At 66.1% G+C, this 18223-nt stretch carries 15 protein-coding genes; 13 read left to right on the top strand and 2 right to left on the bottom strand.

What is annotated here, in order from left to right; translation table 11 throughout:
• Window positions 1–294 precede the first annotated feature (294 nt).
• Both QK291_RS06120 and metE read left to right on the top strand, forming a co-directional pair.
• Window positions 295–1284, top strand: coding sequence for a methylenetetrahydrofolate reductase (locus QK291_RS06120; RefSeq protein ID WP_282380068.1), 990 nt, complete (start codon window positions 295–297; stop codon window positions 1282–1284).
• A gap of 30 nt (window positions 1285–1314) precedes the next feature.
• Entirely contained in the window at window positions 1315–3678 is a 2364-nt protein-coding gene (gene metE / locus QK291_RS06115) for a 5-methyltetrahydropteroyltriglutamate--homocysteine S-methyltransferase (protein WP_282380066.1), read from the top strand.
• A 163-nt stretch (window positions 3679–3841) separates the two neighbouring features.
• Here metE and QK291_RS06110 read toward each other — a convergent pair whose 3' ends face one another.
• Window positions 3842–4348 carry a DUF2004 domain-containing protein gene (locus QK291_RS06110; protein WP_282380064.1) on the bottom strand — a complete coding sequence of 169 codons (507 nt, stop codon included), beginning with the start codon at window positions 4346–4348 and terminating at the stop codon, window positions 3842–3844.
• A 98-nt stretch (window positions 4349–4446) separates the two neighbouring features.
• Between QK291_RS06110 and QK291_RS06105 the strand changes: the two genes are divergently transcribed.
• Window positions 4447–5853: an aldehyde dehydrogenase family protein gene (locus QK291_RS06105; protein WP_282380062.1), complete on the top strand. Its 1407-nt coding sequence runs from the start codon at window positions 4447–4449 to the stop codon at window positions 5851–5853.
• A gap of 21 nt (window positions 5854–5874) precedes the next feature.
• On the opposite strand, the gene QK291_RS06100 is transcribed toward QK291_RS06105, so the two are convergent.
• Window positions 5875–6807, bottom strand: a complete 933-nt coding sequence (locus tag QK291_RS06100) for a LysR family transcriptional regulator (RefSeq protein ID WP_282380061.1) — start codon at window positions 6805–6807, stop codon at window positions 5875–5877.
• A 184-nt stretch (window positions 6808–6991) separates the two neighbouring features.
• Here QK291_RS06100 and QK291_RS06095 point away from each other — a divergent pair, with 184 nt between their 5' ends.
• The 10 genes from QK291_RS06095 to QK291_RS06050 all read left to right on the top strand — a co-directional run bounded on the left by QK291_RS06095 (window position 6992) and on the right by QK291_RS06050 (window position 17997).
• Entirely contained in the window at window positions 6992–8377 is a 1386-nt protein-coding gene (locus tag QK291_RS06095) for an FAD-dependent oxidoreductase (RefSeq protein WP_282380059.1), read from the top strand.
• Window positions 8374–9105 (top strand): DUF1365 domain-containing protein, encoded by a 732-nt coding sequence (locus tag QK291_RS06090; RefSeq protein ID WP_282380057.1) that lies wholly within the window; start codon window positions 8374–8376, stop codon window positions 9103–9105. Before QK291_RS06095 ends, QK291_RS06090 begins: the two co-directional genes overlap by 4 nt.
• A complete protein-coding gene (locus QK291_RS06085) occupies window positions 9102–10475 on the top strand; it encodes a class I SAM-dependent methyltransferase (protein WP_282380056.1) in 1374 nt (457 codons plus the stop codon). Before QK291_RS06090 ends, QK291_RS06085 begins: the two co-directional genes overlap by 4 nt.
• A complete protein-coding gene (locus QK291_RS06080) occupies window positions 10472–11710 on the top strand; it encodes a cyclopropane-fatty-acyl-phospholipid synthase family protein (RefSeq protein ID WP_282380054.1) in 1239 nt (412 codons plus the stop codon). Before QK291_RS06085 ends, QK291_RS06080 begins: the two co-directional genes overlap by 4 nt.
• Before the next feature lie 521 nt (window positions 11711–12231).
• Window positions 12232–12477: a glutaredoxin-like protein NrdH gene (gene nrdH / locus QK291_RS06075; protein ID WP_282380052.1), complete on the top strand. Its 246-nt coding sequence runs from the start codon at window positions 12232–12234 to the stop codon at window positions 12475–12477.
• Between the two features lie 42 nt (window positions 12478–12519).
• Window positions 12520–13041: a class Ib ribonucleoside-diphosphate reductase assembly flavoprotein NrdI gene (nrdI, locus tag QK291_RS06070; RefSeq protein WP_282380050.1), complete on the top strand. Its 522-nt coding sequence runs from the start codon at window positions 12520–12522 to the stop codon at window positions 13039–13041.
• A 38-nt stretch (window positions 13042–13079) separates the two neighbouring features.
• Window positions 13080–15200, top strand: coding sequence for a class 1b ribonucleoside-diphosphate reductase subunit alpha (gene nrdE / locus QK291_RS06065; RefSeq protein WP_282380485.1), 2121 nt, complete (start codon window positions 13080–13082; stop codon window positions 15198–15200).
• 35 nt (window positions 15201–15235) lie between these two features.
• Complete coding sequence (locus tag QK291_RS06060; RefSeq protein WP_282380048.1) at window positions 15236–15868, top strand: NUMOD3 domain-containing DNA-binding protein; 633 nt, start codon at window positions 15236–15238, stop codon at window positions 15866–15868.
• A 126-nt stretch (window positions 15869–15994) separates the two neighbouring features.
• Window positions 15995–16969 (top strand): class 1b ribonucleoside-diphosphate reductase subunit beta, encoded by a 975-nt coding sequence (nrdF, locus tag QK291_RS06055; protein ID WP_282380046.1) that lies wholly within the window; start codon window positions 15995–15997, stop codon window positions 16967–16969.
• Window positions 16970–17325: 356 nt separating this feature from the next.
• Entirely contained in the window at window positions 17326–17997 is a 672-nt protein-coding gene (locus tag QK291_RS06050; protein ID WP_282380044.1) for an endonuclease/exonuclease/phosphatase family protein, read from the top strand.
• Window positions 17998–18223: the final 226 nt, after the last annotated feature.

The raw sequence follows: 18223 nt of genomic DNA, 5'->3' as shown, positions 1-18223 counted from the left end.
AGCTGCGTCTTAATTCGGGGGCCGACTTGAACAGCCGCCCGGCCCGGCCGTAGAGTTCTAACCAAGTTACCTCAGTAACGTGTCAGCGATCCTCCGTTCACGGCCAGCCCCACGGCGGCCCAGGAGGGTGTGGGTGCCCCCATGTGGGCCTGACATTTGCTCACGGACAACTTCGTATCAGGCGTAACAGTCGCGGCTGCGCCCTGCTGGAGTTTCCTCCGTGTTCCCCAAACTCAATTCACCGACGGCCCCCGTTTCGGGCACAGCTGTCAGTGTTCACAGCCAAGGACGCAAATGTCTCCGCCAAGCCTTATTGACACCCATCCAAATCTTGCCGGCACGGCCCCTGTCGCGCTGTCCTATGAGCTGTTCCCGCCTCGGTCGCCCGAGGCCGCCGAATCGCTCTGGACCACCATCGGCGAACTGGAGGCCACGGACCCGGACTACGTGTCCGTGACCTACGGCGCCAGCGGCTCCAACCGGAACACCGCCGTCGAGCTTATCAACCGCCTCGTCCAGGAGACCACCCTGCGGCCGCTGGCGCACCTGACCTGTGTGGGGAACTCCCCGCAGGAGCTCGCCGAGATCATCGGCGAACTGCTCGACGTCGGCGTGCGCGGCATTCTTGCCCTGCGCGGCGACCAGCCCAGGGACGGCGTGGCCCCTCCCGAGGGATCGCTGCGCTACGCCCAGGACCTGATCGAGCTCATCCGCCGCGTCGAACAGCGCCGGTCCGCGCTGCTCTGCGCGGGCAAGGTCGCCGTCGGCGTCGCCGCCTACCCCACCCGGCACCCGGAATCCCCGAGTGAGGCGCACGACGTCGAGGTGCTGCTGGCCAAGCAGCGCTCCGGCGCCGACTTCGCCATCACCCAGGTCTTCTTCCACACCGAGCAGTACGCGGACCTGCTGACCCGGGCACGCCGGGCCGGCGTCACCATCCCGATCATCCCGGGCGTTATGCCGCTCACCAGCCTCCGCCGGCTCTCCCGGCTCAGCGAGCTGACCGGCGTCGAAGCGGACCCGGTCCTGATCGGACGGCTCGCCGCCGCCGAGACCGACGCCGACCGCACCCGGATCGGGGTCAGCGCCACCGTGGACCTGGCCAACGCGGCCCTGGACGCCGGCGCGCCCGGCCTGCACCTCTACACCTTCAACGAACACACCGCCGCCCTCGACGTGCTGGACAAACTCGCCCTGCCCCGACCGCAACGCGGCAACCGGCACAGCGGCAACCAACACAGTCGCCAGCAGCGCACGGCCGGCCGCCGCCAGCTCGCCAGCTAACCACCTCCACCAAACGCTTAGGACTTTCCCATGACTGCACAGCACACCGCCGCCAGCAACACCCCCTTCCCGTCCGCCTCGATCCTCGGCTACCCGCGCATCGGCCGCCGCCGCGAACTCAAGAAGGCCGTCGAGGCCTACTGGTCCGGCAAGATCGACGCCGCCGCCCTCGACGCCGCCGCCAAGGAGATCCAGCTCGGCACCGCCCGGCGCCTCCAGGGCCTGGGCCTGACCGAAGCCGCCGCCGTTCCCGGCACGTTCTCCTACTACGACCAGGTGCTCGACGCCGCCGCCCACCTCGGCGCCGTGCCCGCCCGCTTCGGCGACCTCCTGAACGGCGAGGGCCAGCTCGACATCGACGGCTACTTCACCCTGGCCCGTGGCACCAAGGACCAGCAGCCGCTGGAAATGACCAAGTGGTTCGACACCAACTACCACTACCTCGTCCCTGAAATCGGCCCGGAGACCAGTTTCTCGCTGACCTCCAACCGCATCGTCGAGGAGTTCGAATACGCCCTCGCCAACGGGGTCCAGACCCGCCCGTACATCGTCGGCCCGGTCACCTTCCTGCTGCTGAGCAAGGCCTCCGACGACGCCCCGGCCGGCTTCAGCCCGCTGTCCCGCCTCGAGGACGTGCTGCCGGTCTACACCGCCCTGCTGGAGAAGCTGGCCGCCGCCGGCGCCGGCTGGGTCCAGCTCGATGAGCCCGCCCTCGTGGTGGACCAGGACACCCCCGCCGCCGCGATCCAGGCCGCCGCCGCCCGCTCCTACGAGGTGCTCTCCGCCGCCGCCAACCGCCCGCAGCTGTTCGTCTCCACCCCGTACGGTGCGCTGGAAGGCCAGCTCGGCACCCTCGCCGCGACCGGCGTCGACGCCCTGCACCTGGACGTTTTCAAGGGCGAGGTTCCCTCCGCCGCGGCACTGGCCGCCCTGGGCACCACGACCCTCGTCGCCGGCGTCGTGGACGGCCACAACATCTGGCGCAACGATCTTGCCGCCTCCGCGGGGAAGATCGCCGAGCTGAAGAAGTCGGTCGCGAAGCTGGCGGTCAGCACCTCCACCTCCACCCAACACGTCCCGCACGACGTCGACGAGGAGACCCAGCTGTCCGCGCAGCTGCGCAGCTGGCTGGCCTTCGCCGACCAGAAGGCCGCCGAGGTCGTCACCCTCGCCGGCCTGCTGACCGACCCGGCCACGGGTGATCCGTCAAGGGATATCCAGCCGGCCATCGACGAGGCCACGCGCATCATCGCCGACCGCGCCGCCGCCGACGGCGTCCGCCGCACCGAGGTCCGGAACCGCACCGCCGCCCTCACCGCCGCCGACTTCAGCCGCTCCGACTACGGCGTCCGCGAAGCGGCGCAGACCAAAGCCCTGCACCTGCCGCCGCTGCCCACCACGACCATCGGGTCCTTCCCGCAGACCGGCGAAATCCGCACCGCCCGGGCCCGCGCCAACAAGGGCGAGCTCAGCACCGAGCAGTACGGGCAGCTGATGAAGGAAGAGATCAAGCGCGTTGTGGAGCTGCAGGAGGATCTCGGCTTCGACGTCCTGGTCCACGGCGAGCCCGAGCGCAACGACATGGTCCAGTACTTCGCCGAGAACCTCGAGGGCTTCGACGTCACGGTGCACGGCTGGGTCCAGTCCTATGGCTCGCGCTGCACCCGCCCCTCGATCCTGTGGGGCGATGTCACCCGCAGCGCCCCCATCACGGTGGAATGGGCCCGGTACGCGCAGTCCCTGACCAACAAGCCGATGAAGGGCATGCTCACCGGCCCGGTCACGATCCTCGCCTGGTCCTTCGTCCGCGATGACCAGCCGCTCGGCGAGACCGCCAACCAGGTGGCCCTGGCCCTCCGCGACGAGATCGCCGACCTCGAAGACGCCGGCATCAAGGTCATCCAGGTGGACGAGCCCGCCCTCCGCGAACTCCTGCCGCTGCGCAAGGCCGACCAGGCCGCGTACCTGGACTGGTCGGTGAAGTCCTTCCGCCTCGCCACCGCCGGCGCCGGGGACGCCACCCAGGTCCACACGCACCTGTGCTACTCCGAGTTCGGCGCCATCATCGACGCGATCGACGGCCTCGACGCCGACGTCACCTCGATCGAGGCCGCCCGCTCCCGCATGGAGGTGATCCACGACCTGGAGTCCCACGGCTTCGGCCGCGGCGTGGGCCCAGGCGTCTACGACATCCACTCCCCGCGCGTCCCGGGCGAGCAGGAAGTCACAGAACTGCTCAGCACCGCCGTGAAGCACGTCCCATCCCGCCAGCTCTGGGTCAACCCGGACTGCGGCCTGAAGACCCGCGGCTACGCCGAGACCGAGGAGTCCCTGCGCAACCTGGTCCACGCCACGAAGACGGTCCGCGCAGAACTGCTCGAAGCCGCCAAGTAGCCCGGCAGCCCGGCCCACCCGGTTGGCTGAGGCAATAAGTTGACGCAAAGACGGCGGCCGGCCACCCTCCAAGGGTGACCGGCCGCCGTCGTACGTTCTACTCATCGATTGCTGAGCAACCGCCCTTTTGAGGGTCCAGAAGGGCCGTTGCGGAGCAGTCGATTCAGGATTCCCAGAGGATCTCGTCGTCCACGACGCCGTCTTCGTCCGCCGACGCGACCAGCACCTCGTCGGTGAAGTGCTGGCCGAGGGTGAAATCCAGGACGAAGTAGCGTTCCGGCTGGCCGGGGAAGATGCCCACATGCCCGAGCTTGAGTGCCTTGAGGAACACCGCGTCGGTGAGCTGGCTCTTGTCCTCGACGCCGAAGACCTTCCTCAGGTGCTCATCCTTGATCGCGTTGCAGTGGAAGTGCCGGTACTCCTGCGGGCTGGTGCCGTCCTGCTCCAGTTCCTCGGCGATCATTTCCCGGACCTGGTCCACGACTTCGGGCAGGAAGCGCAGCCGGTAGTCAACTTTGTGCATTGCCGCTTCGTCGAAGTGGTCATGCGCATTGACATTCAGGTCAAGCTCCACGGTCTGGCCCGCCAGTTCATGCTTGGCGGTGAAACTGTGGTCCCTTCCGTGGTTGAGCTCAACCTCTCCGAAGTGCTTGCTCGCTACCTTGTTCATACCTTCAACATAGCCCTGAAAACCGCTCCGTTCCAGCATTCCCAAGGTTTTATCCGGTACCGCACCCGCCGGACTCCCGGGGCCGGTACATTGGGCGGATGCAGACTGTTGCCCCCGCCGTCGCCCGCGCCCGTGAACTCTACGACAGCGGCGCCACCCGCCCGCTGGCCTGGCGGCTGGAGCAACTCGGCAGCCTGCGCCGGATGCTGGCCGAGCACCGCACGGAATTTGCCGACGCGCTGGCCAGCGATCTGGGCAAGCACGCCACCGAATCCCTGCTGACCGAAATCGGCTTTGTCTCCGCCGAAGCGGCGCACCTGGAGAAGAACCTCGAGGCCTGGCTGCGGCCCCGGCCCGTCGCGGTGCCGCTCGCCGTCCAGCCCGCCAAAGCCTGGACCGAACTGACCCCGCTGGGGGTGGTGCTGGTGATAGGCCCGTGGAACTACCCGCTGCAGCTGCTGCTCGCCCCGCTGGCCGGCGCCCTCGCCGCCGGCAACACTGTGGTGCTTAAACCGAGCGAACACGCCCCCGCCACGTCGGCGGCCATGGCCCGCTGGATCCCGGAGTACCTGCCCGGCGCGGCGGAGGTGGTCCAGGGCGGCATCCCGGAAACCACCGCCCTGCTGGCGCTGCGCTTCGACCACATCTTCTTCACCGGAGGGCAAGCCGCCGCCAAGGTGGTGCTGCGCGCCGCGGCGGAGCACCTGACCCCGGTAACCCTGGAACTGGGCGGCAAGTCCCCGGCCTACGTGGACTCCACCACCGACCTGGCGAAGGCGGCTAAGCGGCTCGCATGGGGCCGGTTCATGAACGCCGGGCAGACCTGCGTGGCGCCGGACTACATCCTGGCCGCCGAGGACGTGCTGGTTCCGCTGGAACGCGAGCTGGTCACCGCGATCGGAGCGCTGTTCGGCACCGATTCCTCCCGCAGCGAGTCCTATGGCCGGATCGTCAACGACCGGCACTTCGCGCGCATCGCCGCCCTCGCCGACGGCAGCACCGTAGTCCACGGCGGCGAACGGGACGCCGCCAGCCGACACTTCGCCCCGACCCTGCTGCGCCCGGCCCCCGGGGACACCGTCATGGGGGAGGAGATCTTCGGTCCGCTGCTGCCACTGGTCCCGGTCGCCGGGCGGGATGAGGCCATCCGGATGATCAACGACGGCGCCAAGCCCCTGGCGCTGTACGTGTTCAGCAACGACGCCGGCACCCGCCGGGCCTTCGCCGAACGCACCTCCTCGGGGGCGCTGTGCTTTGACGTCCCGGCGGCGCACCTGATGGTTCCGGGGCTGCCCTTCGGCGGTGTGGGCGGCAGCGGCATGGGCGCCTATCACGGTGAGCATTCGCTCCGGACGTTCTCGCACGAGCGGTCCACCCTCGCCAAGACGTTCCGGCCGGAGACCCTGGAGCTGATCTACCCGCCCTATACCAAGACCAAACACCGGATCATCAGCGCCCTCGCCGGGATGGGCGCCGGGTTCCGGAAGCGGCTCCGCCCGCGCTGAACCCGGGGCTGGCTCTGTTACTCAGCCCTGGCGCGGGACCGGCGGCTTCAGGGCCGGGGAGTTGAAGGTGTCCGCCAGCAGTTCGACGAAGAGCTGGACCTGGGCGGTCTGCTTCTCGTTGATCAGCAGGGCAAAGACGTTGCGGGCCAGCCGGATCTCGGGAACGTCCAGCACCACCACCCCGGCCGGGCGGTGCAGCAGGGCCAGCTCGGGAACCAGGGCCGCGCCCAGCCCGGCCGCGGCCATCTCAAGGCTGGCGTGGAAGTCATCGCTGTACGCCACCACCCGGGGGTGCAGGTTGCAGCTGGCGAAGAGCCGCTCGATCACCGTGGCGTCGGACGTGCCGGGGTGGTGCACAATCCAAGGCATGTCGGAGAGGTGGTCGGCTGCGACCTTTGACCCCGTGCCGATGCCCCAGGCCGCCGGCAGCACCACCCGGAAGTCGTCGTCGCCGATCCACTGCCGCTTCACGGTGTGCGGCCACGCGAGGCCCGACTGCCCCACCTGGTATACCAGGGCGACGTCGAGTTCACCGCCGGTGCGCAGGCCCTGGATGGTCTGGGCGGGCTCGGCCACGGAGACGCGCAGGTCGATGCCGAGTTTCTTCCAGGCCGGGTTCGCCAGGATCCGCGGCAGCACATAGGTTGCCAGGCTCGGGAAAATGCCCAGCCGGAGCTCTTGCCGGGCGGTGTCCCCGGTGCGAGAGGCCGCCGCCATGAGCGTGTCGATGTCGGTGAGGACCTTGGCCGCGTGCCGGGTCATGACCAGGGCCGCTTCGGTGGGCTGGATGCTTCGGGCCGAACGCTGGAACAGTTCGACGCCGGTGTCGCGTTCCAGGGCGGACATCTGCTGGGAAACGGCCGACGCCGTGTAGCCGAGCCGGGTGGCGGCCGCCGCGAAGGAGCCCAGCCGGGTCACTTCGACGAGGGTCCGCAGATGGACGGGGTTAATCAAAGGGCTGCCCTTCGCAGGTTCCGGTGAGGCGGGACCGCAATCCCGCTTCATTCTGGCACATTGGTTCGAAGCGAAAAGGTGGAAAGTCGGACACATCCGTCGGCCCTACGGCGACGAATTGTCCATAAGACGATTCACCCGGACGATCCAGGCAATCGATGTACCAGCCAACAGGAGCAGATCAGTGTCAGATGCAGCAGGGATTCCCGAGGGCCGGCGCGTCGCCGTGATCGGCAGCGGTGTGGCGGGGCTGACCGCCGCTTACGTGCTCAACCGGCAGGACTCCGTGACCCTGTTCGAAGCCGACTCCAGGCTCGGCGGGCATGCCCACACCCACGACGTACCGCAGGCCGGCGGGCCTGTGCTCGGGATCGACACCGGCTTCATCGTCCACAACGAACGGACCTACCCCACGCTGCTGCGGCTATTCGCCGAACTGGGCATTGAAACCCAGGATTCGGAAATGAGCATGTCCGTCCGCTGCGACGGCTGCGGCCTGGAATACGCCGGCGCCCGGGCCAAGGGCCGCGGTCTCCTTCCCCGGCCCGCCACGCTGCTGCGCGGACGCTACCTGCTGATGCTGCTCGAGGTGATGCGCTTCTACCGCAGGGCCCGCGCCCTGCTCGCCGAGGAGAACAGTTCGAGCGTGCCGGAGCTGACCCTGGGTGAGTTCCTGGCACGGGAGAAGTTCAGCAGCTACTTCATCTCGCACTTCATGACCCCGATTGTCAGCGCCGTCTGGTCCTGTGACCCCACCACCGCCCTGGCCTACCCGGCCCGCTACCTCTTCACTTTCCTGGCCCACCACGGCCTGCTCGGCGTCTCGGGCTCACCCCAGTGGCGCACGGTGACCGGCGGTTCGCGCAGCTACGTGGAGAAGGTTGCCGCCACGCTGCCGGAGATCCGCCTCTCCAGCCCGGTCACCGGAGTGCGCCGCCACGCGGACGGGGTGGAGCTGACCTCCAGCACCGGTTCGGGAACACTGACCACCGAGATGTTCGACGCTGTCGTAATCGCCACCCACCCGGCCCAGGCGCTGGGCATGCTCACCGACGCCTCGCCGGCCGAGCGGGCCGCGCTCGGCGGGATGCTGTACTCGATCAACCACACGGTCTTCCACCGCGACGACGCCGTGCTGCCCTCCAGCGACAACGCCAAGGCGTCCTGGAACTACCGGCTGCCTTCCTGCGACGCCCGGCCGGACAAGGTCCTGGTCAGCTACGACATGACCCGGCTCCAGCGGCTGGCCCCTGTGGACGGCGGGCGCTACATCGTCAGCCTGGGCGAATCCGAGCTGATTGCGGACAACACCGTGATCGAGCGGATGGTGTACGAGCACCCGCAGTACACTCCCGTATCCCTCCTAGCCCAGCAGCGGATCCTCGCCCTGGGCGATGACCGGCTGGCCTTCGCCGGCGCGTACCATGGCTGGGGTTTCCACGAGGACGGCGCCCTCTCCGGGGTCCGGGCGGCGGCGCGGCTCGGACGCGAGTGGGACGACGCCGGCGTCGCACTTGATACGGTTTCCCTGGACCCGGACCTGCAGACCGTCCCCGCGGAGGGATCATGAGCGCCACAGCTGCCATCTACCGCACCTCCATCGCGCATGTGCGGCGCACCCCGCTGAAGAACGCGTTCACCTACCGCAGTTACAGCTGGTATGTCGACGTTGACCGGCTGCCGGTGCTGCCCCGACTGCTGCGGCCCCTCGCCGGCTTCGCCGTCGCGGACCATCTGGGCGACCCGGACGGCACGCTCCGAGGCAATGTCGAGGCGTTCCTGGCCACCCGGGGGATAGACCTCGACGGCGGCCGGATCACGATGCTCGCCAGCGCCCGGGTCTTCGGCCACGTGTTCAATCCGATCAGCCTGTTCTGGTGCCACGACGCCGCCGGGGAACTGCGCTGCGTCCTCGCCGAGGTCCACAACACCTACGGCGAACGGCACTGCTACCTTCTGGAGACGGACAACGCCGGCCGGGCCAGCGTCCCGAAGGCGTTCTACGTCTCACCTTTCAACGACGTCGCGGGCCAGTACCGGATGAAGCTCCCGGAACCCGGCGAACGGCTCGCCGTTTCGATTGTTCTCGAGCGCGAGGGGCAGCAGCCCTTCATCGCCAGTGTGGACGGCGAACGCCACGACGCCAGCGTGGGGAACATCCTCGCCACGGCGCTCGCCGTCCCGCTGGCACCCCTGCGCGTCTCGACGCAAATCCGCTGGCAGGGAATCAAGCTTTGGGCACGCCGGCTGCCCGTCATCAAACGACCACACCACCCTTCACAGGAGGCAGTTCAGTGACTATGACCGAAGCGACCGGGTCCGGCGCTGCGCGCCGGGCCGACGAGGCCGCCGCCCCCTACACCGTCCCGCAGCCGCCCGCAGTGATCGACGCCGGCATCTGGCCCAGCATCGCCGCCGTACCCACCGGCCTGAAGGTCGCCGTCGCCGGCCGGGTCGCCGAGGCCATCTTCAAGGCCGCGGTCCGCCGCCTGCCGCTGGAGGTCCGCTACCCGGACGGCACCTTCCTGGGCAAGCCGGCCACCCCCGGGCAGACGTACCCTGTCATGACCCTGAACCGTCCCGAGGCGTTCGCGGCCCGGCTCGGCGACGGCGGACTGATCGGCCTGGGGGAGTCGTTTATGGCCGGCGACTGGGACGCCGACGACCTCACCGCCGTTATGGAGGTCTTTGCCGCCCGCGTCGGGACGCTGGTGCCCGAGCCGCTGCAGAAACTCCGCGCCCTCTACCTGCCCCGCCAGCCGCGGAAGGAACGCAACACCGAGCAGAACACCCGCTCGAATATCTCCCGGCACTACGACCTCTCCAACGAGCTCTTCGCCACGTTCCTGGACGACACCATGACCTACTCCAGCGCGATCTTCCCGGAATCCGGCGAGGCGCTGAAGTCCGTCGCCTGGAACGGCCTGGCCGCCGCGCAGCAGGCCAAGATCGACCGCCTGCTGGACAAGGCCGGCGTCGGGCAGGGCACCCGGGTGCTGGAAATCGGCACCGGCTGGGGCGAACTCGCGCTCCGGGCCGCCCAGCGCGGCGCCACCGTCTACTCCGTCACCCTCTCCAGCGAGCAGCAGGAGCTGGCCCGCAAACGCGTCGCCGACGCCGGGTACACCGACGCCGTCACGATCGAGCTCAAGGACTACCGCGCGGTCGAGGGCGAGTACGACGCCGTCGTGTCCGTGGAGATGATCGAGGCCGTGGGCTTCGAGTACTGGGCCACGTACTTCCAGACGATCGAACGGGTCCTGGCCCCCGGCGGCAAGGTCGCCATCCAGGCCATCACCATCGCGCACGACAGGCTGCTGGCCACGCGCTCCAGCTACACCTGGGTGCACAAGTACATCTTCCCGGGCGGTGTCATTCCCTCCGTGCGGGCCATCGAAGACATCACCGAGAAGCAGACCGGACTGCGCGTCCGCGAACGCCTCGCGATGGGGGAGCACTACGCCCAGACGCTGAGGCTCTGGGAGGAGCGCTTCATGGCCCGATCCGCCGACGTCCAGGCACTGGGCTTCGACGAGATCTTCCAGCGCATGTGGCTGTTCTACCTCTGCTACTCCCGCGCGGGCTTCGAGACCGGCTACCTTGACGTCCAGCAGATCGTGCTGGACCGGCGGACAGCAGGCGAGGCCACCGGCGGAGCCGCCGCATGACGGCGCCGCTGGCGGCCTTGATCGAGGAGATCCTGCGGCCGCTGGCCGGCGGGGACCTCCCGGTCCGGCTGGTTGTCTGGGACGGCAGCGAGGCCGGCCCGGCCGGCGCCCCCGTGGTCCGGCTGAATTCGCCCGATGCTATCCGGCGGCTGCTCTGGGCGCCCGGGGAACTCGGCGCCGCCCAGGCCTACGTCACCGGGGAGCTGGACGTCGACGGCGATCTGAACTCCGTCCTCGAGCACCTCTGGAAAGTGGTCCGGGACCGGGGCCTCTCCGGCGTCCGGCCCACCCCCGCGGTGCTGGCCGGGGCCGCACGGATTGCCCGCGCCGCCGGGGCGCTCGGGGCGCCGCCCCCGCCGCCGCAGAGCCAGGCCAGGGTCAAGGGCAGGCTGCACAGCCTGATCCGCGACCGCGCCGCGATCAGCCACCACTACGATCTCAGCAACGACTTCTACGCGCTCATCCTTGACCCGCAGATGGCCTACTCCAGCGCGTACTGGACAAACTCCTCAGCGAATTACGGGCTGGAGGATGCGCAGCGGGACAAACTGGACCTGGTCTGCCGCAAGATCGGACTCAAACCGGGAATGCGGCTGCTGGATGTCGGCTGCGGCTGGGGATCGCTGAGCCTGCACGCCGCACAGCATTACGGCGCCGAGGTGGTCGGCGTGACCCTGTCCGGAGAGCAGAAGGCGTTCATCGACGCCCGCATCCGCGAACGCGGCCTCGAAGGGCATGTGGAGATCCGGATCCAGGACTACCGTGAGATCCCGGACGGGCCGTTCGACGCCGTCGCCTCCCTGGAGATGGGCGAACACGTCGGCCAGCGGAACTACCCCGTCTACGCCGCCGCGCTGTTCAACAACGCCACACCCGGCGGCCGGGTGCTGGTCCAGCAGATGTCACGCCACGGCAAGCACCCCGGCGGCGGGCCGTTCATTGGGTCCTTCATCGCCCCGGACATGCACATGCGCCCGGTGGGGGAGACACTGGGCTTCCTGGAGGACGCGGGCCTGGAGATCGAGGGCGTGCAGGGCATGCGCCGGGACTACGTCCGGACCCTCGAGGCCTGGTACGCGAAGTTCGAGGAGAACCACGAGGCCGCCGTCGCGATGATGGGCGAGGAGATCGCCCGGGTCTGGCGGCTCTACCTCGTGGGCGCGCTGCGCAGCTTCGCCGAGCGCCGGATGGGCGTGGAGCAGATCCTCTGCAGCCGGCCGGAGGCCGGCGGGTAGGCAACGACTGCTGCCTCCAAACCGGCAGCTGTTAGGCGCCTCACTCTCGAAGAAGGCGGGCACCCCTGGGTGTCCGCCTTCTCGTGTTTCCGGACACCACATCTAGTGCTCAACCGCACTCCAGGCCCCCGGGGGCCACTACGGCGACACGCCGTCTTCCGCGCGACACGCAGGGGAGTTAATTGTGCAAAGGTACTCCACAGCCTGTGGATTTCGTCCGGCAAATCGGCGGAAATACGGACATTTTGAGGTACCCCGCCTGTGGACTGGCGGTGCATAAAATGACATACTTGTAATACATCATCTTGGGGTCCACGTCGGGCTCTTGCACTACATGTAGTATCGAATTACAGTTCCAGCGGAGCAGCAGTGCTCGCCAGGCAAGCCAGTATCGGATCAGGATTCCTGTCCCGGAGCGGCCCGCCCGGACTACTGGCACCAGAGACTCAGCTCAACAGCCGCAGCTCCAGAGCAGTACACATTTCGCAGTACCAAAGACTTCAACAAAGGGGACAGGGACCATGACCGTAACGGTTTACACGAAGCCGGCCTGTGTTCAGTGCAACGCGACATACCGCGCGCTGGATAAGAAGGGCATCACCTACCAGAGCGTCGACATCTCGCAGGATGCGGATGCCCTCGAGCGCCTGAAGGCTCTCGGCTACATGCAGGCCCCGGTTGTCGTCACCGACCAGGACCACTGGTCCGGGTTCCGCCCCGACAAGATCGAAGAACTGGCGCAGGCCTACACCGTCGCCGTAGCCTGAACCGCGTCGAACGAAAACACGTCGGATGAGGTGACTGACTCCATGGCACTGGCAACAGCCGCCACGACGCCGGCAGCCGGCGCCGGGCCGGTGACGGCAGACGCCCGGACCTCAGACGCTCCGAACTCAACCGCAGTCCGGACCACCGCCAGCCACCTCATCTACTTCTCCTCCTCCTCGGAGAACACCGCACGCTTCGTCAGGAAGCTCGGCACCGACGCGGCCCGGATCCCGCTCCATTCGCGGGAACCCGCGCTCGTGGCCACCGAACCCTATGTGCTGGTGCTTCCCACCTACGGCGGCACCGGGGGAGAGGGATCCGTTCCGAAGCAGGTCATCCGCTTCCTGAACGATCCGCGCAACCGGCGGCAGCTCCGGGGCGTGATTGGGGCGGGCAACACGAACTTTGGGGACAACTACTGCATGGCCGGCGACATCATCGCCGCAAAATGCCAGGTCCCGCACCTATATCGATTCGAACTCATGGGGACGCCGGAAGACGTCAGCCGAGTACAACAAGGATTGGAAGAATTTTGGACACGACTGTCGCAAGAACAGAAGTAGCCGTGGAGAAGCACACCGTCCCCGGTGAGAAGCAGGCCATGCCGGCTGCCTACCAGGGCCTGGGCTACCACGAGCTCAACGCCATGCTGAACCTCTACGGCCCGAACGGGGAGATCCAGTTCGAGGCCGACCGCGAGGCGGCGCACCAGTACTTCCTGCAGCACGTGAACAACAACACCGTGTTCTTCCACGACCTTGAGGAAAAGCTCGACTACCTCGTGAAGAACGAGTACTACGAGCGCGAGACCCTCGACCAGTACACGATGAACTTCATCCGCGAGCTCTACAACCGCGCTTACAAGAAGAAGTTCCGCTTCGAGACCTTCCTCGGCGCCTTCAAGTTCTACACCTCCTACACGCTGAAGACGTTCGACGGAAAGCGGTTCCTCGAGCGCTATGAGGACCGCGTCTGCATGGTGGCCCTGCACCTGGCCCGCGGCGACGAGCAGCTCGCGCTGCAGATGGTCGATGAGATCATCGAGGGCCGCTTCCAGCCGGCCACCCCCACCTTCCTCAACGCCGGCAAACGCCAGCGCGGCGAGCTGGTCTCCTGCTTCCTGCTCCGCATCGAAGACAACATGGAGTCGATCGGCCGTTCCATCAACTCCGCGCTGCAGCTGTCCAAGCGCGGCGGCGGCGTGGCGTTCGCGCTGACCAACATCCGCGAGGTCGGCGCGCCGATCAAGCAGATCGAGAACCAGTCCTCCGGCGTCATCCCCGTGATGAAGCTCCTCGAGGACAGCTTCTCCTACGCCAACCAGCTCGGGGCCCGCCAGGGTGCGGGAGCTGTGTACCTGCACGCGCACCACCCGGACATCTACCGCTTCCTGGACACCAAGCGCGAGAACGCGGACGAGAAGATCCGGATCAAGACCCTCTCGCTCGGCGTCGTCATCCCGGACATCACCTTCGAGCTGGCCAAGAAGGACGAGGACATGTACCTGTTCTCGCCGTACGACGTCGAAAAGGTCTACGGCATGCCGTTCTCCGACGTCTCGGTCACCGAGAAGTACTACGAGATGGTGGACGATTCCCGGATCAAGAAGACCAAGATCAAGGCGCGCGAGTTCTTCCAGACCCTCGCCGAGATCCAGTTCGAATCCGGCTACCCGTACATCATGTTCGAGGACACCGTGAACCGGGAAAACCCGATTGACGGCAAGATCATCATGTCCAACCTGTGCTCCGAGATCCTCCAGGTCTCCCAGCCCACGACGTACCACGACGACCTGTCCTACGACCAGACCGGCAAGGACATCTCTTGCAACCTGGGCTCGCTGAACATCGCCAAGACCATGGACTCGCCGGACTTCGGCCTGACCATCGAGACGGCAATCCGGTCGCTCTCGGCCGTCTCGGACATGTCCAACATCACCTCGGTGCCCTCGATCGCCCGCGGCAACGACCAGAGCCACGCGATCGGCCTCGGCCAGATGAACCTGCACGGCTACCTGGCCCGCGAGCGGGTCCACTACGGCTCCGAAGAGGGCCTGGACTTCACCAACATCTACTTCTACTCGGTGGTGTTCCACGCGGTCCGCGCCTCCAACCGGCTGGCCATCCAGACCGGCCAGACCTTCGGCGGTTTCGAGAAGTCCAAGTACGCCTCGGGCGAGTTCTTCGACAAGTACACGGACCGGGAGTGGGTCCCGCAGACCGCCAAGGTCGCCGAGCTGTTCCAGAACATCCACATCCCCACCCAGGATGACTGGCGCGAGCTGAAGGCCTCCGTCATGGAGCACGGCATCTACAACCAGAACCTGCAGGCCGTCCCGCCGACGGGCTCGATCTCCTACATCAACAACTCCACTTCCTCGATCCACCCGGTGGCGTCCAAGATTGAGATCCGCAAGGAAGGCAAGCTGGGCCGCGTGTACTACCCGGCGCCGTACCTGACGAACGACAACCTGGAGTACTACCAGGACGCGTACGAGATCGGCTACGAAAAGGTCATCGACACCTACGCCGCCGCCACGCAGCACGTTGACCAGGGCCTGTCCCTGACGCTGTTCTTCAAGGACACCGCCACCACGCGCGACATCAACAAGGCCCAGATCTACGCCTGGAAGAAGGGCATCAAGACCATCTACTACATCCGTCTCCGCCAGCTCGCGCTGGAAGGGACTGAGGTGGAAAATTGCGTCTCGTGTATGTTGTAACCGATATCGGTTGATTTTCATTAGGGGATGAAAAGATGGGAACGACGACGGCGGTGGGCGGCTTGGTCTACGGCATCCGGCTTCGGCGGGAGTTCGAGTACCGCTACGTCGGTATCACCACCAAGACGGCCAGTCGTCGTTTCCATCAGCACCTCCGAGTCGCTGCAGAGGGGCGCAAAACACCCTTCTACGATTGGCTTCGGAAGTATGACCCGGCGGACGTCATCGCAGATGAGTTGGACTGGATTGAGGGGTTGCCCGAACTGGGGCAGGCCGAGATCGAGTGGATCAGTTACCTGCGACGCGAGGGGGACCGCCTCCTAAACCTCTCTGAGGGTGGTCTTGGTCCCTCGGGGGTGGTGTGGACGGAGGAGATGCGGGGAGCCGCACGCATCCGCAATACTGGACGGAAGGGACTGAGCCGTCCTGGCGCTGCTAATCCGTTCTTCGGAGGAAAACACAGTGCCGAACAGCGGAGGAAGTGGGAAACGGATCGTAAAGGCACGAATTCCGGTGCGGACAACCCGAACTTCGGCAAGTTCGGCGCAGACCACCCGAGCTTTGGCCATACGATGAGCGAGGAATCCCGCAAGGCTCTTTCCGAAGCCAAGAAGGGCGCGGGAAGAAACCCGTGCGAAGTTATCGGCCGCTCAAAAGGGCAAGCCTAAGCCCGCCAGCCAGCGCAGCGCCCACACCAGACACCACACCAACAAAGGCATCGAGAAAGCCGAGTGCAGCTACTGCATCGAGGACTCAGCCAAACCCAGTCTCTCTTCAGAAAGCGAGTCGGAGTCATGACAGCAAAAGTAAAGCTTCTCACCCATGTTGACGCGATCAACTGGAACCGCATCCAGGACGAGAAAGACGTTGACGTCTGGAACCGCCTGGTCAACAACTTCTGGCTGCCGGAGAAGATCCCGCTGTCCAACGACGTGCAGTCGTGGGCGACGCTGACCCCGGCCGAGCAGCAGCTCACCATGCGCGTGTTCACCGGGCTGACGCTGCTGGACACCATCCAGGGCACCGTCGGCGCCGTCTCGCTGATTCCGGATGCGATCACCCCGCATGAAGAGGCTGTCTACACGAACATAGCGTTCATGGAGTCCGTGCACGCCAAGAGCTACTCCTCCATCTTCTCCACGCTGGCCTCCACCAAGGAGATCGACGAGGCATTCCGCTGGTCCACCGAGAACGTGAACCTGCAGAAGAAGGCCCAGATCGTCATGGACTACTACCAGGGCGACGATCCCCTGAAGCGCAAGGTGGCCTCGACGCTGCTGGAGAGCTTCCTGTTCTACTCGGGCTTCTACCTGCCGATGTACTGGTCCTCGCGGGCCAAGCTGACGAACACGGCCGACCTGATCCGCCTGATCATCCGCGACGAGGCCGTGCACGGCTACTACATCGGCTACAAGTTCCAGAAGGGCCTGGAAGGCCTGTCCGAGGAGCGCAAGCAGGAGATCAAGGACTACACGTTCGAACTGCTCTTCGAGCTGTACGAGAACGAAGTCCAGTACACGCACGATCTCTACGACTCCGTCGGCCTGGCCGAGGACGTCAAGAAGTTCCTGCACTACAACGCCAACAAGGCCCTGATGAACCTAGGCTACGAGGCCATGTTCCCGGCCTCCGTCACCGACGTGAACCCGGCGATCCTGTCGGCACTTTCGCCGAACGCTGACGAGAACCACGACTTCTTCTCCGGGTCGGGTTCGAGCTACGTCATTGGCAAGGCTGTCAATACTGAGGACGACGACTGGGACTTCTAGCCTCCTTCGCCTTCTGCTGCCCTTCTGTCTCGGCTTGGGTTTGGCGGGGCCCGGACTTCGATTGACTTGAACGGCCCCGTGCGCAAACGCGTGCGGGGCCGTTTCGCGCCGGAGTGCCTTGGAGCACTGCGGCGTCAGATTGACTCAGCAGTTAGGACGCATTTCCGTCGACACGAAGTAAACCCACCTTGTAGCGGCTCCTAATAGGACCGAAAAACTCCGTGGCCTGGACGCCAATGAGCGGTTCCTCGTAGGGGCAGGAACTCTCGGACCCCGACCGGCATTAGGTGACAACAACCAGCGATGAATGGCGTCGATAAGGTGCCATCAGCATCTTCGCCGAGCAAAGGGACCCAGTGCGAATCGTCTCGTGGAACTGCTCTATGGCGTACAACAAGAAACGGCACCTGATCGAGGCGCTGCAGCCCGACGTCGTCATTCTCCAAGAGGTTGCCAAGAAAGACATTTCCGCGGCCGAGCGACCGTTCGCGGCATGGACCGGCAGCAATCTGAACAAAGGTCTCGGCGTTATTGGTTTCGCCGACGCTCGCTACAAAGTTTCAGAACATGCGGATCCCAATTTGCCTTGGCATCTTCCCTTTTCGATCGACGGCCTCAATGTCATTGCCCTTTGGGCGCATCAGTTGAATCGAGAACTAAGGTATGTTCGCGTGACTCATGGGATAGTCGACCGCCACGCTGGCTTCCTTGCCGGCGGCAACGCCTTGCTCATGGGGGACTTCAACAGCAACACGGTCTGGGATAGGCATCACCCGGGGAGGAACCACAGCATGCTGGTCGAAAAGCTTGGCGGGCTTGGACTCAGCAGCGTCTACCACCGCGACGCGGTGAACGACCAAGGGGCGGAGCCAACGAAAACTTACTTTCACACCCGGAACCTCCGTTTCGGGCATCACATTGACTTCGCATTCCTGAGCGACGGACTCCCGGCCGATCTCCGAATAGGGGGATCCGAAGACTGGTTGGTGCATAGCGACCATATGCCGCTGATCTTGGACATCGTCTAGATGCGTGCGGGTTTATGGCGCCGAAGCCTGCTCGGCAGTCTTCGTTCGCGCGGCAGTGAATTGCGGGCGGCAAGTGGAGACTCTCCGTTCGCCCTACTTGGACCGACCTCCGGTCATTCCTTCGAGCTGGCATCGCCGGCGCGACGGCGAACACGGCCGCGACAGTGGCTGCGCGTCGCTTCTCCCGCGACGATTCCCCGGACCCGCCATCCTCATCATTGTGAGC

Origin of the sequence: Arthrobacter sp. AL12 (genome assembly GCF_029960645.1) — a bacterium.
GTDB lineage: Bacteria > Actinomycetota > Actinomycetes > Actinomycetales > Micrococcaceae > Arthrobacter.
The sequence above is the reverse complement of the archived record's forward strand: the minus strand, read 5'-3'. Positions and strand labels throughout refer to the sequence as shown.

Bases quoted from the DNA above. Each gene is read 5' to 3' on its own strand.
- QK291_RS06110 (WP_282380064.1), bottom strand. From the start codon at position 4,348: ATGAACAAGGTAGCGAGCAAGCACTTCGGAGAGGTTGAGCTCAACCAC.
- QK291_RS06060 (WP_282380048.1), top strand. From the start codon at position 15,236: ATGGGAACGACGACGGCGGTGGGCGGCTTGGTCTACGGCATCCGGCTT.
- nrdF (WP_282380046.1), top strand. From the start codon at position 15,995: ATGACAGCAAAAGTAAAGCTTCTCACCCATGTTGACGCGATCAACTGG.
- nrdH (WP_282380052.1), top strand. From the start codon at position 12,232: ATGACCGTAACGGTTTACACGAAGCCGGCCTGTGTTCAGTGCAACGCG.
- QK291_RS06105 (WP_282380062.1), top strand. From the start codon at position 4,447: ATGCAGACTGTTGCCCCCGCCGTCGCCCGCGCCCGTGAACTCTACGAC.
- nrdI (WP_282380050.1), top strand. From the start codon at position 12,520: ATGGCACTGGCAACAGCCGCCACGACGCCGGCAGCCGGCGCCGGGCCG.
- metE (WP_282380066.1), top strand. From the start codon at position 1,315: ATGACTGCACAGCACACCGCCGCCAGCAACACCCCCTTCCCGTCCGCC.
- nrdE (WP_282380485.1), top strand. From the start codon at position 13,080: ATGCCGGCTGCCTACCAGGGCCTGGGCTACCACGAGCTCAACGCCATG.
- QK291_RS06080 (WP_282380054.1), top strand. From the start codon at position 10,472: ATGACGGCGCCGCTGGCGGCCTTGATCGAGGAGATCCTGCGGCCGCTG.
- QK291_RS06120 (WP_282380068.1), top strand. From the start codon at position 295: ATGTCTCCGCCAAGCCTTATTGACACCCATCCAAATCTTGCCGGCACG.
- QK291_RS06090 (WP_282380057.1), top strand. From the start codon at position 8,374: ATGAGCGCCACAGCTGCCATCTACCGCACCTCCATCGCGCATGTGCGG.